A 17,028-nucleotide genomic window follows, 5' to 3' on the forward strand; every position below is an offset into this window, starting at 1 on the left:
TGCGTCCCTCCCTTACAAAAGAAAACTGCACCACCGTGGCCGGTGCGTTGCCTGCATCGATGCTGTAACGGCGTGCGGCGCAATCCTTATGCGAGGCTGACATGGGCGCGTCAATGTTCAAGCCACTGCACGCCCGTACCTTGTCAGTCAGTTGTGTCGCCTTCCCTACCTGGGGCAATGACGAAGTGCTCGCGCCCGTGCGGCTGAAGGGCACGGAAGCGCTCGGCAAGCTGTACCGGTACGAACTGGACCTGACGACCATCGACTCGCCGACGCTGCGCGTCTGGCAGGCGCGCGAGATGATCAAGCCTGACAAGCTCATCGGCGCAGTGATCGACATCACGGTCGAGTTCGAGGGGCGCGGCACATTCACACCTGGCATGCCGGGGGATACCGGTGCGGGCAACATCGGCGCGGGCACGCGCACGATCACTGGCGTGATTACCAGCGTACAGCTAACCGGCAGCGATGACCGGCACATGTACTACCGGTTCATCGTGCGCCCCAGCCTGTGGCTCACGAAAAAGACCGTCGAGAACCGGATTTTCCAGAACAAGAACGTCGTCGAGATCACCGAGGAAGTGCTGGCCGCTTACAACGTCGTGGTCGAGCACCGGCTTGGCGCGCCAGGCTTCGACAATGATTATCCGGTACGCGACTATGTCCGCCAGTTCTGGTGCTCGGATTTTGAATTTCTAACCTTGCTATGGCGCGAATGGGGGCTCTACTACTTCTACGAAGGCAGTACGCTGGTCCTTTGCGATTCACCGGGCGGACATCACAGTCACGGCAACATGTACGATGAAGTCCGGTATCACGCGCCGGACGGCGGACGCATCGACGAGGAACACATTCACCGCCTGGAAGTGTCGCGCACGATCACGACCGGCCAGGTCGATTTGGCGGATTACGATTACACGCGCTCGCGCGCGATGTTCACAGCCGAAAGCTACAACAGCGGCCATCCGGTCGAGCAGGCTGCCCATTACCAGTGGGGCGATTATTCGCAGCCGCTCGCCGGCGCGCAGGGCCTCTCCTCCACGCCGAACGACTACCGGAAGGAGGCCAGGAATCTGGCGAATGTGCGGCTGGATGCGATGCGCTGCCGCCGCCAGCGCCTGAAGGGCACGGGGAACCTGCGCGGGCTTTCGACTGGCAAGACATTGTTTCTGGTTGATCATCCGGAGAACTCGGTCAACGCGGAATATCTCGTTGTTTCGACCACGCTTGATATCCGCAATAACGGGCTGGAGACGCAGCGGGCGGGCGGCGAGGCGACCTATCAGTGCGTGACGGATTTCGTGCTGCAACCGGCGAACACGTTCTTCAAGAACAGGCCGAAGAAGAAGCCCCGCGCCCATTCCGAAACGGCTGTCGTGACCAGCCACGACGATCACACTGTATGGCCCGATGGGTATGCGCGCATAAAAGCTCATTTCGTCTGGGACCGGCGCAACGAGCCTGACCTGAACTCGAGCTGCTGGCTGCGTGTGGCGTCGCCGTGGCAAGGCAACGGTTATGGCTTTATCGCGATTCCGCGCATCGGCGACGAAGTGACGGTCAGCTACTACGAGGGCAACCCCGACAAACCGTTCGTGTCAGCAAGCAAGGCCAACCAGTTCAACCAGCCGCCGTGGAAGCTGCCCGATAACCTCGCGCTCACGGGCCTGCGCAGCCAGAACCTTGACGGCCGGGACGCCAACCATGTGCTGACGGACGATACACCCGGCAAACTGCAGGTGCAGGTCGCGAGTGATCACACACAGTCGCGACTCGTGCTCGGCTACAACACGCGCATCGATGGCCGCAAGGGACGCGACCAGGCGCGCGGCGAAGGCTTCGAACTGGCCACGGACGCGCATGGCGTGCTGCGGGCAAATCGGGGCCTTGTGGTGACGACGCAAGCGCGCGCTGGCGCTTCTGCGCTTGCGAAGGACCTTGGTGAAACTGTCGCACGTCTGGATGACGCGCACGTCATTCACCAGGCACTGGCACAAAGTGCGCAGGAAAGCGAAGCACAGGACCCAACCGGACACCAGTTCGACATTGCCGGCACGATCCAGGCGCAAAACGATCAGATTCGCGGTGTTTCGGGCACCGAGTTTCCCCAGCTGTCCGAACCGCATCTCGTGATGGACGGCAAGGCGGGCATCGAGATCGTCTCGCCGGCAACGGTCCACATTGCCGCCCAGCAGACCGCGGTGACAACCGAGGGGCACGTCGCGATTGCGAGCGGCGGGAGCCTGTTTGCCAGTGTCCGCGACACGATCCGCCTGTACGCACAGCGCACCCACATCAAGCTGTCGGCCGCCATGGGCGACGTCATTCTCCATGCGCTCAACAGTTCCATCAGCCTTGAGTCGGCAAAGTCGATCAAGGTACTGAGCAAGGTCATCCAGATCACAGGCGTCGAGAAGCTGGAACTTCAGGGCGGCAAAAGCCGGTTTGTCCTGGACGACGCGGGTGCGCAGATTTATACGCCTGGCAAGTTCGCCGCGTTTGCTTCATCGCACGCGCTGCCGGGACCGAAGAGTATGCCTGCCGATCTTTCTCCCAAGGGAATCTGTGTCGAATGTCTGCTCAAAGCGGCAAGAAGCGGCTCCGCGCTGCTAATCCGGTGACACGGATGGACCCGCAATGGGAATTGCAATGACGTTTAGAAACTGGAGGCGATCAGCTTTGAACAATAACTTCATGTGCTGCCGGGCATTCAGTCCGCTCAGGAGCCTGCTGCTGTCAGCGTGCATATCACTGGCCGGATGTTCCGGTGTTCACTCGGATGCGGCGACCACGGTTGATGTGCCGCGTCATGTTGAACTGCTGAGCGGTGGTGTTTCAGCACTGAACTATACGCCCTGGTATATCCATACCTTTGCCATCACGGGACCGAAGGGCAGCGATATTGATGGTGGTGGTCCGAATGTCTGGCCGATGGAAAAGGGCAGCAACAAGCCTTCCGGTGGCGGCAAGGAGGTCTGCTGCATGTCTTTTCCACTTGAATGGCAGCTGACCTGAAGCTGACGGTGCGCTGGCTGGTGGAGAAGAAGAAGCCGGATGGCAAGGTATTCGGCTACTGGTACAAGGCCAAGAACGTGCGGATCGCGCAGTACGACGGAAGAAATGCATTCAAGGTGTGGGGCATCTTTCTGCCCGGAGACCGGGTGCGCATCATGATCACGGACGGCAATCACGATGGCGGCAACAACGCCAACAATCGGCCTCCCGACAACGATCCGTATATCACGCAAGGTGTACTCGATGACGAATGGAACAGGCTGTATCCGCCTGCACAGTGGAAATAACGTCAACCACCGTCCTCCCGACGACGATCCATACATTGCGCAAGGCCTACTCGATGATGAATGGAACCGGCTGTACCGCAAGGGAGGAATGCAATGAGTATTCAGCGGCCCGAACAGGTGCCCGACGGCGGGCGCGTGCAGCTATCGGAAAGCGATGATGCGTTCCGCGATGGCGTGCTGCGGATGCACGACGAAGCCCGCTCATGCCAGCGGACGCTGCATATCAGCCTCTTCTTCGATGGCACGAACAACAGCAACGTGGTCTGGAGGTAAGCAATCTTGATCTGGAAATTCGTCAACTCGCGGAGATTCAGTCCGCTCAGGAGCCTGCTCCTGTCGGCGTGCATATCACTGGCCGGGTGTTCGGGTGTTCATTCGGATGCAGCGACCACGGTCGAGGTGCCACGTCATGTCGAACTAGGAAGTGATGGCGTCTCGGCGCTGAACTATACCCCGTGGTATATCCATACCTTCGCGATCACGGGACCGAAGGGCAGCGGTATCAGTGGCGGTGGGCCGAACGTCTGGCCAATCAAGCAGAACGGCAGACCATCGGGAGGAGGAGCAGAAGTCTGCTGCATGACTTACCCCGTCGAATGGCAGCCGGACCTGAAGCTGACGGTACGCTGGCTGGTGGAGAAAAAGAAACCGGACGGCAAGGTATTCGGCTACTGGTACAAGGCCGAGAACGTGCGGATCGCGCAGTATGACGGAAAAAATGCTGGCGCAGTGTGGGGCATCTTTCTGCCCGGCGACCGGGTGCGTGTCATGGTCCCGGACGGTGATCACGATGGTGGAAATAACGTCAACAACCGTCCGGCCGACAACGATCCTTATATCGCGCAGGGTGTACTCGATGAAGAATGGAACAGGCTGTATCCGCCTGCACACGACTAGAGAAGGAGGACTGGAGTGAGTATTCAGTGGCCAGACCCGATGCCCGACGGCGGGCGCGCGCAGATAGCGGAAAGCGATGACGCTTTCCACGATGGCGCACTGCGGATGCACGACGAAACCCGCTCATGCCAGCAGACATTGCACATCAGCCTCTTCTTCGATGGCGCAAACAACAACGACGTGGTCTGGAGGTAAGCAATCTTGATCTGGAAATTCGTCAACTCACGGAGATTCAGTCCGCTCAGGACCCTGCTGCTGTCGGCATGCATGTCACTGGCCGGATGTTCGGGTGTTCATCCGGATGCGGCGACCACGGTTGACGTGCTGCGTCATGTTGAACTGCTGAGCGGTGGTGTTTCAGCACTGAACTATACGCCCTGGTATATCCACTCCTTTGCGATCACGGGACCGAAGGGCAGCGATATTGATGGTGGTGGTCCGAATGTCTGGCCGATGGAAAAGGGCAGCAACAAGCCTTCCGGTGGCGGCAAGGAGGTCTGCTGCATGTCTTTTCCACTTGAATGGCAGCCGGACCTGAAGTTCACGGTGCGCTGGTTGGTGGACAAGAAGAGCGACGGCAAGACTCCGGGATACTGGTACAAGGCCGAGAACGTGCGGATCGCGCAGTACGACGGAAGGAATGCGTTCAAGGTGTGGGGCATCTTTCTGCCCGGAGACAGGGTGCGCATCATGATCGCTGACGGCAACCATGATGGTGGAAATAACGCCAACAATCGCCCTCCCGACAATGATCCGTATATCGCGCAGGGCCTACTCGATGATGAATGGAACCGGCTGTACCGCAAGGGAGGAATGCAATGAGTATTCAGTGGCCGGACCCGATCCCCGACGGCGGGCGCGTGCAGAGATCGGAAAGCGATGACGCTTTCCACGATGGCGCACTGCGGATGCACGACGAAACCCGCTCATGCCAGCAGACGTTGCACATCAGCCTCTTCTTCGATGGCACGAACAACAGCAACGTGGTCTGGAGGTAAGCAATCTTGATCTGGAAATTCGTCAACTCACGTAGATTCAGTCCGCTCAGTAACCTGCTGCTGTCAGCATGCATGTCACTGGCCGGATGTTCGGGTGTTCATTCGGACGCAGCGACCACGGTTGACGTGCCGCGTCATGTCGAACTAGGAAGTGATGGCGTCTGGGCACTGAACTATACGCCATGGTACATCCACTCCTTTGCGATCACGGGACCGAAGGACAGCGGTATTGGCGGCGGTGGACCGAATGTCTGGCCAATCAAGCAGAACGGCAGGCCATCGGGTGGAGGAGCAGAAGTCTGCTGCATGACCTATCCGATTGAATGGCAGTCCGACCTGACGCTGACGGTACGCTGGCTGGTGGACAAGAAGAGCGACGGAAAGACTCCGGGATACTGGTACAAGGCCGAGAACGTGCGGATCGCGCAGTACGACGGGAGGAAGAGTGGCGGGGTGTGGGGCATCTTTCTGCCCGGAGACAGGGTGCGCATCATGATCACTGACGGCAACCATGATGGCGGCAACAACGCCAACAATCGTCCTCCCGACAATGATCCGTATATCGCGCAGGGCCTACTCGATGATGAATGGAACCGGCTGTACCGCAAGGGAGGAATGCAATGACTATTCAGTGGCCCGAACAGGTGCCCGACGGCGGGCGCGTGCAGCTATCGGAAAGCGATGATGCGTTCCGCGATGGCGCGCTCCGCGTGCACGACGAAACCCGCTCATGCCAGCGGACGCTGCATATCAGCCTCTTCTTTGACGGCACGAACAACAATGACGCCAAGAGCAATAGGCGACGGGATTCCCTCAAACGCTGTCACACGAATGTTGCCAGACTGTTTAATGCCGCAATAGACAGGCATGAGGAAGGCCTGTTCGCGTATTACATCCCCGGTGTTGGCACTCCTCTACCTGAAATCGGAGAGAAGACCTATTTGCAGTTGGGCAAGGCCATGGCAAAGGGGTTCAACGCGCGGTGTCTCTGGGGGTACGCAAACCTGCTTAATGCAGTCTATTACGCGATTGCACCGGACAAAAGCGTGGGTCTGATTTCACTAGACAAGGCTAAACGGCTATGTGACGCAGGCGCAAACGGCGACATGAGCGGCTTCGCCGATGCCATCCAGGCACTCGGCGTCACCCATAAGGACAACGTCGACAACGGCGACAAGCCGCGCACCATCAGGAAAATCTGGATTAACGTCATCGGTTTCTCACGCGGCGCAGCGGGCGCACGTGCATTCGTTCACAAGCTGGTCAACGAATGGGCGCCCGGTGGAAACCTGGTGAAGTTCGGCGGCCAGTACGCCCTCACCTACCAGGTCAACTTCATGGGCCTGTTCGATACGGTTGCGTCCGTGGGGCCGCCGGATTCGACCCGCGCGACCGTAGACATCGGCTCATTCGACGGACACTTTGCCTTCGCCAGCGATGGTGCGATGCGCATTCCCGATGCCGTCCGGTACTGCGTGCACGCTTTCTCGATTCACGAGCAGCGCATGAGTTTCCCGGTCGACTCGATCCGCGATGTCGGGGGCTATCCAGGTGGTGTCCGACTCGAAATCGCCTATCCCGGTGTCCATTCGGACGTAGGCGGCGGATACGCGCCGAACGAACAGGGCAAGGGTCGCGATTCCGGCACCGGGGATGATGATAGCGGCAAGCTCAGCCAGATTCCGCTGCACGACATGTACATCCATGCTCTCAGATACGGCGTACCGCTGATGAGCGGCCCTCAGATCTTGGCACAGGCCGATATCGCGTCCGACTTTGCCCTCGCTCCCAATACCATCACCGCATTCAACGACTGGCTGAAGACGGCCGGTCCGATCGGCAGCATCGAGGACGCGATCAAGCACGGCATGTCGGAAATGCTCGCATGGCGAACCCTGCGCGCAAAGATCGGCACACCTGACTACGTGACCCAGCAGGAGTTTTTCCGCCTCGCACATGAGGACGGCATGACGCCGCACAAGGTGTACAAGAGCATGGACAAGGCCACGAAGGCGGACCCCGAGCTTCATTTGCTCAACGAAAAGCTGTCGAAGCTGCAGGGCGAAAAGTCCGGCCTGTCAAACAACCAGAACTATCCCGCCAACATGGGGCGGATCAGGGAGCTTGAAGACCAGATCGGCGCAACGCGGGAAGCGATCGACCGGCGCACGGAAGCCGTCTGCGGCGCGGTGGCCCATCCTGGCACGGCGAATCCTTCGCCCGCCCGTCCCGGCGAAGGGTCATGCGATGTGACCACCAACGACCAGAACGACCTGCGCCAGGGCGCCGAAGAAATGCGACTGCTGCTCGGCTATCTGCATCCTGACCAGCGCGACGTGCCGTGGAAAGTCACGGCTCACGTCTCGCCGAACAGCGTGCCGCGTGACGCATTCCCCGACGCACCACGAACCGTCACCATCCTCTCGGTTGCGCACGACCAGCCGGGCAGCGATTCGCCCAAAGTGACGCTGGCAGAAAGCGGTGTCCTGCTCGCTACAACGTGGGGCACGATCCTGAGCCAGTTCAGCCCCGTCGACGACCTCGTGGCTGCGCCCACACGTGGCGTAGTGGGCTTTCTGAAAAAGCACGCCTCGCTGGAAGCTGCCGCGCAGCTTCGTCCCGAGATCATCCGTCTGCTCGACAACTACGTTCACGACAGCCGGATCTGGTTTCGTGTGCCATGGTTCCACGAATACGCGCCCGGGGGCTATGGATGGCCGCGCGTTATCTTCGTTGGTGGAACGAAGCGGATTGCCTATCTGGGCCTGACGTCCGAATCGGAGCCGCTGACCGTCGGCAGTATCCGGCAGGCAGCATGGGCGTGAAGGAGGATATGAACTGATGCAGAAAAATCTGGCAACGAGGCCAGTCCAGATGTTCGGACTGGTCGATGGCGCGGCATCACCTGACAGCATACAGCCCTTGCTGGAACAGTCCGGTGCCCCGTTCGTGTCGGTCTATGAAGGGCTTCCCGAAGAACAGGCAGGAGCGGCTTCGCTGTTCCTCGTGCGAATCGACAATCCACAGGCATCGTGGGCGCGTGAGCTGGATGCGATTGATCTGCACACGCCCTGCCTCGTTCTCGTCTGGAGCCGTGTGGATCTGCCCGAGCTCGCCTCGCACCTGCGCGCCTTCCTGTTTGCGGATATCGGTGACGGTGTGACCGCAATGGTGCGCTACTTCGATCCCAGGAATACGGGAGTGGTGCTCCGTGTCTGGGGCGAACAACTCAGCAACCTGTTTATGGCCCCCCTTGAGCAGATCGGATATCGAGGCCGTCATGAGCAATGGCTCACGTCCAGGAACCGCTCGCGGGAAACGGGACGCACGAGCCGATCCGTCGTCATCGAGCTTGCCCAGCAGGATGTTGACGTTCTGACGGAGCACGCGGAACCGGATGAACTGATGGCGTCGCTGACCGATCTGGGCCATATCGATGAAGTCCGCCCCTACAGGGAGCGCTTTCTTGATCTCGAACCCCGCTACAAACGCGCAATCGGTTGGGGGCTTGTCGAAGCGAGAGATCGGCTCGGCTACTGCGAATACTCCTACCGCTACGGCATCGGCTTCGACACCAACGCAGCCGTGCGTGACGCGCTGGATGCGCGTCGCCGCAACGCGGATACGTTCGAAAATGCGATGAATAGCGTGCCAGTGCGTGTATGGCGCGCGATGAAGCGCGAACTTCCCGCGCAACCCTCAATGACCGTGTAACACGGCCAAGGCTCAAGAAAGGATTCCTGATGGCACGCATAGTCATTGTTGTCGGCGATTCAACCTCACACGGCGGACGGGTGATCACCGGATCGGACACGCATACGATTGGCGACAGACCCATTGCGCGCCTGGGCGACCTGGTTGACTGTCCACAAATGTATCCCGATGGAAGTCCGCACGGCGTCAACAGGATCATCGAGGCGGACCCGAGCTTCACGATCGACGGGCAGCAGGTCGCGCTGCACGGACACCATACCGAATGCGGTTGCTCCCTGATCGGAAGCACGATGGCAACTGTTGGCGACTGATCGCGACGTCATGATGCACCAGCGCCGGATGTCGGCGGTTCGTGAATCAATTTCACGCCGTGATCGCGGACGCGCTACGCCATGAACCGTCCCGATTCTGGTTTTTGTTACCGGGGCGCATTCGCCCGGTACGTTAGCCGTCAAATCAATCTCGCAATGGAAGCGTTCGTCATTATGGAAGGCGCTTTCACCGCGTCGCGGTTGCAATCCTGGCGCGTAGCCAGGACGTGTAAGCGGTCCTCTCAAGAGCGTTCTTGAAAGTTCCCGTTTCGGGTTGGTACGTATTTCCCTTCCCGCCTTCCGCCATATATTCCAAAGCGAACCTCTGCTTTTCCTCCAGTGACAATGCTTTTATCGCGTCCGATGTTCGACGTGAACGCTCGTCGGCGGACGTGTCCTTCGGGGGAGTCACGGGACTTGCCGCAGGTAGTTCCATCTTTCCCTTTCCGTGCGAGGTGACCTCGATACGTTCGCCTTTCTCGAAGACGGTTCTGGCGTAGCCTCCAGCATTTCCACGGATCAGTTTTCGCTTGGCCTTCTCTTCGACGTAAATTGCTGTCTGCAGCGCCCTCTCCGGCTCTTGCTGAATCCAGCTTATCGCCAGCCGGTCACCTACCCCGAGCATGGTGAGACGTTTGAATGCTTCGGAATCCCGAATAGCCTTTTGCTCCTGGTCTTCCGCGTTGTCGTACATCGACTTTTGGGGGTTATCTTCCACTAAAAACCGGATCTGCACGACACGCCGTGCCTCTCTTTTGTACTCGGGAGAGACGATAATGTTCGAGACCTGATTGATCTCCTTAACGGCCTTTTTGATCACCTCGCTGGAGAAATGCTTGAACTCATCGTACATGCTGGCGTCAGCCCCGAGAAGCCGACGCCACGTCTCCACCGAAATCCATCCAGTCGACCCAGTCCGTTTGAATCGAAGACAGTTCTCATACAACGCAAGCGCATAGCCGCCACTAAACTGTCGCTGGACGTTGATGTTGATTAACGTATAGATATCAGGATTGGCGAGCTTTTCCGCGAGCCAGTCGCTGTACTCGTAAGAGCACAGGCCGTTCTTGATGCTGGCGTATGCGATAAGTGGCGACGCCTCCCAGTCCGTTTTGCCTCCATCGTGAAGCAAGTCAAACGAGATCGGAGTCGACATCACTTTCAACAACGCCCGCTTCAATGCATCGTGATTCTTGCTGTCGAATCCCAACATCGTGCAGAGAATTCCAACAGGAAGCGTATGGCGCTTCTTCGTCAGGAGTTCGTCGAACGCGTTCAACAGCAACACATTGACGATCTTCCGCTCAAGCAACGACAGTTCGCCGCTGACGTGAACGGTGGCGACGTGTTTCTTCAGTTCGCTTGGCGGAAGCCCCACCGGCTTCAAGTTGGGCATGTGCTCTCCAAAGGCTGCTGCGATTTTATGTCGTAAAGGTCAGGTCATCAAGTCAACTCAACTGACTTTTCGTCGAGCACAGTTTTAGCGCCCCATAGACCCTGACCTTTGAGTCCATTAACCGCCATTGAAAGGTCATGGTTTATGGGGCGCGGCGCCGGCTGGTCCAAATGTCATGGTTTGTGGGGAGGTGTGTGGTGTGCCCGGTCGGAAAGGAGCAGTTTGGGAGGAGCTTTGCGGAAACGCCGCGAAAGGTCATGGTTTGTGGGGCAGACTTCTGATCGTTGCAGCCGCCGCCAATTTTCCTCAGCGCTCTTGGTCGTGGTTTTGTACGCTCGGATTGCGCACGCGCAACTTTCAGAGCGTTTGCAACTGGTCATGATTGGTCGGGCGGCGACGCGTAGCGCCCCACAAACCATGACGGGTCCCCACAAACCCTGACCACCCGAAGATGGAACAGGGTGAAATCAATCTAAAAATCATGCAGTTACGGTCATTATCCCGCTGCCGCCCATAGACCATGACTTTTCCCATAAAACCCGACCCGATTCCCCATAGACCATGACCTGTGGGTCGCGATTTCCCCACAAATCCTGACTTCCGGCCCCATAAACGGTGACCTGACCCTCTGTAAACGCTTGCCAGCTAAGGATCTGGCCGGCGTAAACGTTTTTAAAGTCGTTGTTTCTTAAAGGAACAACAAACAGATGTTGTCTCTTTCAAGGATTGGGGGATGTAAACCCGATTCTGTGTAATCTCAGATCCACGGCGTGCGCGTCGGACTTCGAGTGTTTTATTGAAATTTGCCTGTAGCGCCCGTCCATGGAGGCCTTGCAAAGACGGAGGCGGCGGAAAAAGTTGCGCTCGACGTTGTTTACCACTATCCTTCCGCGAAATTCAACACGTAACGTCACTTTTCGTTCTCGGTGTTGAATTTAGCAACCAGCCGCAATCGCCGTATCCAAAAGAGGAATCGACAATGAGTACAGCAGCGCGAACGCGGGCAGAAAAACCGCAAGTTTCGATAAAACTTAAACACGCTCCCAAGCCTATGCCGTTGTCCGCAATCAAGGCGATTGCAGACAACGCTAGCGGGATGTTGGTGGATGTCCGGGAAAGCATGCTTGCTCCTCACCCGCGAAAGAATCCTCCCGTTTTCACGACCGCTCAGGTTGGTGACCTTTGCCGAATCGACCGGCAACGAATGCATTATCTGTCACGATCCGAGTCCGACCTGCCTCAAGGCACGCTGCGCCATAGTCGGAGCCGCGAGTTCACGCTGGAGGAAGCCCGGATCTGGATTGACCGTATCGGGCCATATGCGAAAAGGCCCGCGGGGATTCGCGGCAAGAAGATAGCAATCGGCAACTTTAAGGGCGGCGTTAGCAAGACCACTACAGCAATGACGCTAGCGCAAGGTCTTTCGCTATTTGGCCGGCGTGTTTTGTTGGTTGACCTGGATCCGCAAGCATCGCTTTCTGCCTTGCACGGCATTTTGGCGGACAGCGAGGTCGCGGACGAGCAGACGGTACTTCCGTTGATCTATGGTGACGAAGAGGATCTTCAATATGCCATTCAATCAACGTACTGGGACGGGGTCGACCTTATCCCTGCGAGTGCGGCGCTGTTCGGGGCAGAGTTCTTCTTGCCCTTCAAGCAATCGAAAGATCAATCGTTCCAGTTTTGGAATGTATTGAACAAGGGTCTTGAGCCCCTGCTCAGTGACTACGACGTCGTCATTATTGATACTCCCCCCGCCCTTTCTTACTTGACCATCAACGCTTTCATGGCCGCCGACGGGCTTATTGTTCCAACGCCGCCCAGTGCGCTTGACTATGCGTCGTCGACACAGTTCTGGAATCTCTTTTCGGACCTTTCTGAAAGCATGACACAGGTAGCTCCGGAACTTGTTAAGAGCTTCGACTTTATTCATGTTCTATTGGCCAAAGTTGACCAGAGCCAGGCGGCGACGCCGATTGTTCGAGACTGGATCAACAAAACATATGAAGGTCTCGTGCTACCAATTGAAATCCCGACCACGGCGGTGACCCAAACGGCTGCAGCTGAATTTGGAACTGTCTACGACATCTCTCGATACCAAGGAAGTTTGAAGACGTATCAGCGCGCACGGGAGGCCTACGACCGATTCGCCGAGATCGTGGATCAGCAGCTCGTTGCCCTGTGGCAAGCAGATCAGGAGGCAAAATGAGCATCAAGGACCGGCTGGCTGCGAAGGCAGCGTCGATCGGAACAACTCCCCGCGGGACAAAAATTTCTGACACCGCGCCTAGCAGGCCCAAGACGGCTCCCGGGCAATTGATGGCGTCGCTGCCTCTGCTCGCAGAGAAGGAGCGGGAGCTGCAAGATGCGATGAAACGCATAGAAGAACTGGAAACTTTGGGGGCTGCGTTTTCAGAGGAAGTCGAGATCTCCACCCTTTTCGAGGTCCCTGGGCGCCGCAGGATTCTCTCGGATCAAGAATATGGAGAACTGAAAGCAAATCTCGAGGCGAATCCACTCGTTCATCCCATTGTGTATCGGCCACTTGGGGATGGCCGTAACGAAATCATCTCAGGTAACAACCGGGTCGCGATTTATCGGGATGATCTCAAGCGAACCAAGATTAGGGGCGTCCCTTTCCAGGGCACGGACGCTGAGGTTGAGCTTGGGGCCGCTTTCTCAAACCTGCTTGCGCCTTCGTTGCCCGACTTTGAAAAGTACAGGCAATTCCAGCGCATTCAGCAAAACCTGGGGCTGACGCAAGCCGACATTATCCGCGCTTCAGGTTTGGCACAGAGCCACGTCGCTCGCATCTTGTCGTTCGACAATCTTCCTGCGGCGGCGAAGGAGCTAATCGCGTCGAAGCCTCATCGACTTGGCGGTACCGCTGCTGCCAAGTTCGCCGCGCTGGCACAACAGGGACACGAACGTGAGGTTACCGAGGCAATCCGGACGCTCGTCGACTCGGACGAGATGACGCAAGAGCGAGCTCTGGTTCTGGCTACGCCGACACGCCCAAAGGCACCGCAACCGGTCGCAACCACGATCACAATTGGGAAGCGAAAATTTTGTGACGTCTCGGTTCGCAGCGGCGTCGTTGGACTTCGATTTTCTGGAAAAGACAGTGAGGCCAATGCGGCGGAGTGGAGCGCGAAGATCACGCAATTTATCCGCGCGGAACTTGAAGCGCAGAGCAGCCAGTCATCCAATTTGGATTTTGAATAAATTCAGATACTTAGCGAAGCGCCAAAGTTTTCGTTACCATCATCCAACTTGGAATTGCTTGAAAATCAACGGCTTACCAATTTGGTTAGGGCGACGGGCGTCGCCCCATTCGCGATCCGGGCGTTCTCCTGGGTCGACCTTTAATTGACGCACTCCCGCTCTGCCCATGACGGCGGTCTCTGAGTCGCACCCTCTCGGTTCGATAACCGAGCTGTGACATTGATATACCGACTCCGAATCTGGCGCAGGCAGTCCGAGAAGCCGTTCGCGCCATCCAACGTCGTCTCGGTCAGGCCAGATGAGGCTAAGCTCCAAGCTGACCTTCATGCGATATCGAAAGGTCATGGTCTGTGGGCGGACTGCTGCAGCAATGCCAGCACTAGTCCGGACGCCCAAGTCACGGGGATCCGCAACGTGTAGCGGAGCTGTACCTTTCTCGAAAGGTCATGGTCTATGGGGCCTTCCCGGCGCACGCTTGTGCGAAAAATCTTGCCATTCATTCGGGACGGGGTCGCCGAGCCAAGTCAGTGTTGTTTGCTGTGGATTCGCCCTCGGTCCGCCGCGTCGCAACGCCTCTGACGGTGACCGAACGATGGACGTTCGGCGTTCTCTTCAAACCGTCCTTGACCGGGCACGATGCATCGCAAAGCACGGCGTGCCGGCGCGTCGTCCACGTTTTAATCAAATGTAAGCAGGTCGCTGTGCTCCATGTTGTCGAGCACCGTGCGTGCGTTCAAGCCATTGCCTAGCACGGTCGGCGATCGCCTCGCCGATCACAGCCGAATCGGCTGGCGACGGGAAGCGCGGCTGTTTTCTGCGTAGCGCCCGCCCACTGTCGGCAATCCGGCCGCACCATTCAGCTGAAGGTAGCCGACGTCGCGCAGCCAGTCGAAGAGGGCGGTGACGATTTTCTGGGTCCCGCCAGCCGAGCGGTCGGACAGGCGGACCGAGAAATGGCCGCCGCCCGGATCGCCCACAGGCGGACGCCGCGCGCCCCGATCTCGCCTGCCGGTCGGTGGCCGCAGCCGCCGGATCGAGCAGCGACGGCGGAAGGACCATGCATGGTACCCCTCACCGGAACTTTGTCCGGGTACGGTCCTCGCCCGCGGCGTTCCAGAGCCGGGTCCAACACCGGGCCGAGCGTCGCGAGCGGGTCCTGCCCGAGGTCCTCGATGTAGACAGCTGCCGACACGATCCGGCTCCGATGGTCAGGCAGGGGCGGGGCCCGCCCGTATTCGTGAAGTGGCCGGAAGTGAACACATATCCCAGCGGGCAACCGCACCGGGCTCTCGAACACATAGGCGGGCGGCGGCACGTCCAGCGCCGACAGAGACCGGACGATGGCCGGCATCGCTTCGTGCAGCAGCGGCGCCTCGCAATGGACCGGGTAGATCGAGGACTGCCGCCTTGTGCGACTTGATGCACGCCCAGACAGGCGGCCAGCCGCATGCTGCCGTCGCGGAACAGCCGGGCAAACCCGTCGACCCGGCCGTCGGTGTCCGGGGCCGGAGGGCAGACACCCCGTCATAGTTGACTTCAGGCCCGAAGCCGCCGCCCCCGCGCGGGGTAACACGCGTCAACTCTCTCTCGCGCAGCAGCCTTTAGCTGCCGACGGGATGCGCATCGCGGCGCGTCAGCGCGGCGACGGGGACGATATGAACCGCGCATTACCCCGAAGCTCCGCCACCTTATGGCGGTAGTGTTAAATAGTCAGCCTGGGGCCATCTGTGAAACATCCCAGGTAAATGTTGGGCAGTGAATAACAATTTGATTTGATTGGATTTAATGCAGCAACTTGCACATTGTTCCACGCTCCGCCGCTGCAGGTTCTGTTTCGCCCTTTATACAGAGGGCTTGAGGCAGTGGCACCGCGCAGCGATTGAACAAATGTAGTATTCAATACGTTATTCGTAATGCTGTAGCGTTGGCGCAAGAGCAAGGTCGCATTGAAAGGCCGACCCCGATCTGCCCAACCCTTCGCCGGACGGGGAACGGCTGAAGCAATTGCCGCGCGTGAACAGGTGAGCGACCTCAGATGGCTCCCGCGTGCTGCCGGGATGGGTGCGCCCGGTTGACCGGGTATCGCTGGCAGTAGACATGTCGTCGGATATTCAATAGCTGATCGACGAACGCGAGCGCCGCGGACAGTGTTCAACGCATCGCCGCTGAAGTGGGAATTTGCCTGAACGCCTGCCGATTGGGGTAGGGTGCGGCTTTCGCTCAACGATCCGATCGTCCAAGCCTTTGATAGACAGGATCTCGGCTGTTGATCCCATTGAGCAAGGTGAATAGCAAATCGCGGTCAACGGGATCAGAAAGGGTTTGGTGTTTTAGTGGCGAACTTCGTCGTCTGCGCGCGGAACGAGGGTGGTCATCGATCACCACAGCAGCACGGCTGAAGCGCAAACGGCGAATCAGTGTAATCAACATCTCATACAGACGACTCGCACGGATTCCATTGCTCGCAGGCCGGAAAGAGATGATCAACCGGCCAGACCCCGACCTTGGAAGAAACAGCGAGGGAGCCAATGATCCTGCTCGACAGCTTTTGCAGCTCCGCCGTAAAAGCATGTTGCGTCCTTGGTAAGCAGTCGCAATATCGAGCGTGCGCTTTGATAGCGTGGCGTGGTCACAGACTGAGGACGAATTGGCAGATGGGTTCGCAAGATATCGTTTCAGGCGTAGACGACCAAGCCATAAACATTGCGATATGTATGCCAGCGCAACGAACAAGGTAGGGCGCCTTGGTTGAAGCATGTCACCCATGCGCGTGCCCATCGAAACCCGGCCAGTTCTGCTTCCTATTCCTTGCCAAACTCACCGGGCACACCGGAAGCCTATACGACCTTGTTGACCAAAGTTATGATGCCGCTGGCGGCATGGCGTTTATGGCACTTGCCGCATGTCGGGACGGTCACGGCAAAGGAATCTGGTTAATGAATTGATGCGCACCGCGTAAGTCGCTTGCTTTCTTCAGCAGGACGGTTACAGAAAAGAACCTGTCAACAGCTTCAAGACGGCGGAATATGTTGTCGAGGCCGCTTTGGAGCTGACGCACATGTCGGATGAGTGGTCCTTGCCGCGGATACTGTTCCTGTTTTCGAGCGCCTGTTGGCACTGCATGATTCGCAGCTTGCGAGCGCTCCACTGCATAAGGTTTTTCAGGCGGAGGAGCGTCTCAGACA

General features: G+C 58.2%; 16 protein-coding genes. 14 read left to right on the forward strand and 2 right to left on the reverse strand.

The window, feature by feature from the left end; all coding sequences use genetic code 11:
* Positions 1-113 precede the first annotated feature (113 nt).
* The 12 genes from J8I87_RS01125 to J8I87_RS01175 all read left to right on the forward strand — a co-directional run bounded on the left by J8I87_RS01125 (position 114) and on the right by J8I87_RS01175 (position 9,222).
* Positions 114-2,621 (forward strand): type VI secretion system Vgr family protein, encoded by a 2,508-nt coding sequence (locus J8I87_RS01125; RefSeq protein WP_209929594.1) that lies wholly within the window; start codon positions 114-116, stop codon positions 2,619-2,621.
* Positions 2,622-2,679: 58 nt separating this feature from the next.
* Positions 2,680-3,015 carry a DUF3304 domain-containing protein gene (locus J8I87_RS45610; RefSeq protein ID WP_280923042.1) on the forward strand — a complete coding sequence of 112 codons (336 nt, stop codon included), beginning with the start codon at positions 2,680-2,682 and terminating at the stop codon, positions 3,013-3,015.
* Positions 3,000-3,302, forward strand: coding sequence for a DUF3304 domain-containing protein (locus J8I87_RS44385; protein ID WP_280923043.1), 303 nt, complete (start codon positions 3,000-3,002; stop codon positions 3,300-3,302). The genes J8I87_RS45610 and J8I87_RS44385 overlap by 16 nt, the downstream gene beginning before the upstream one ends.
* 93 nt (positions 3,303-3,395) lie before the next feature.
* Positions 3,396-3,575: a hypothetical protein gene (locus J8I87_RS01135; protein WP_209929595.1), complete on the forward strand. Its 180-nt coding sequence runs from the start codon at positions 3,396-3,398 to the stop codon at positions 3,573-3,575.
* A 6-nt stretch (positions 3,576-3,581) separates the two neighbouring features.
* Positions 3,582-4,199, forward strand: a complete 618-nt coding sequence (locus J8I87_RS01140) for a DUF3304 domain-containing protein (protein WP_209929596.1) — start codon at positions 3,582-3,584, stop codon at positions 4,197-4,199.
* Positions 4,200-4,214: 15 nt separating this feature from the next.
* Positions 4,215-4,394, forward strand: coding sequence for a hypothetical protein (locus J8I87_RS01145; RefSeq protein WP_209929597.1), 180 nt, complete (start codon positions 4,215-4,217; stop codon positions 4,392-4,394).
* A gap of 6 nt (positions 4,395-4,400) precedes the next feature.
* The gene (locus tag J8I87_RS01150; protein WP_245253619.1) at positions 4,401-5,021 is read left to right on the forward strand and encodes a DUF3304 domain-containing protein; all 621 of its coding nucleotides are present in this window, start codon (positions 4,401-4,403) and stop codon (positions 5,019-5,021) included.
* Positions 5,018-5,197 carry a hypothetical protein gene (locus J8I87_RS01155; protein WP_209929598.1) on the forward strand — a complete coding sequence of 60 codons (180 nt, stop codon included), beginning with the start codon at positions 5,018-5,020 and terminating at the stop codon, positions 5,195-5,197. Before J8I87_RS01150 ends, J8I87_RS01155 begins: the two co-directional genes overlap by 4 nt.
* 6 nt (positions 5,198-5,203) lie before the next feature.
* Positions 5,204-5,821 (forward strand): DUF3304 domain-containing protein, encoded by a 618-nt coding sequence (locus J8I87_RS01160; protein ID WP_245253620.1) that lies wholly within the window; start codon positions 5,204-5,206, stop codon positions 5,819-5,821.
* An 86-nt stretch (positions 5,822-5,907) separates the two neighbouring features.
* On the forward strand, positions 5,908-8,022 hold the full coding sequence (locus J8I87_RS01165) for a DUF2235 domain-containing protein (protein ID WP_313063648.1): 2,115 nt from the start codon (positions 5,908-5,910) through the stop codon (positions 8,020-8,022).
* Positions 8,023-8,038: 16 nt separating this feature from the next.
* The gene (locus J8I87_RS01170) at positions 8,039-8,911 is read left to right on the forward strand and encodes a DUF4123 domain-containing protein (protein ID WP_209929600.1); all 873 of its coding nucleotides are present in this window, start codon (positions 8,039-8,041) and stop codon (positions 8,909-8,911) included.
* 29 nt (positions 8,912-8,940) lie between these two features.
* Positions 8,941-9,222 (forward strand): PAAR domain-containing protein, encoded by a 282-nt coding sequence (locus J8I87_RS01175; RefSeq protein ID WP_209929601.1) that lies wholly within the window; start codon positions 8,941-8,943, stop codon positions 9,220-9,222.
* A 187-nt stretch (positions 9,223-9,409) separates the two neighbouring features.
* Here the strand turns inward: J8I87_RS01175 and J8I87_RS01180 are convergent, their stop codons facing one another.
* Positions 9,410-10,618, reverse strand: coding sequence for a replication initiation protein (locus J8I87_RS01180; RefSeq protein WP_209929602.1), 1,209 nt, complete (start codon positions 10,616-10,618; stop codon positions 9,410-9,412).
* A 979-nt stretch (positions 10,619-11,597) separates the two neighbouring features.
* Here J8I87_RS01180 and J8I87_RS01185 point away from each other — a divergent pair.
* Positions 11,598-12,827, forward strand: coding sequence for a ParA family protein (locus J8I87_RS01185; RefSeq protein ID WP_209929603.1), 1,230 nt, complete (start codon positions 11,598-11,600; stop codon positions 12,825-12,827).
* Complete coding sequence (locus J8I87_RS01190) at positions 12,824-13,843, forward strand: ParB/RepB/Spo0J family partition protein (protein WP_209929604.1); 1,020 nt, start codon at positions 12,824-12,826, stop codon at positions 13,841-13,843. Before J8I87_RS01185 ends, J8I87_RS01190 begins: the two co-directional genes overlap by 4 nt.
* A gap of 773 nt (positions 13,844-14,616) precedes the next feature.
* Here the strand turns inward: J8I87_RS01190 and J8I87_RS01195 are convergent.
* Complete coding sequence (locus J8I87_RS01195; RefSeq protein WP_209929605.1) at positions 14,617-14,820, reverse strand: hypothetical protein; 204 nt, start codon at positions 14,818-14,820, stop codon at positions 14,617-14,619.
* Positions 14,821-17,028 lie beyond the last annotated feature (2,208 nt).

Source organism: Paraburkholderia sp. LEh10 (assembly GCF_017814945.1).
In the GTDB taxonomy this organism is placed as follows: Bacteria; Pseudomonadota; Gammaproteobacteria; order Burkholderiales; family Burkholderiaceae; genus Paraburkholderia.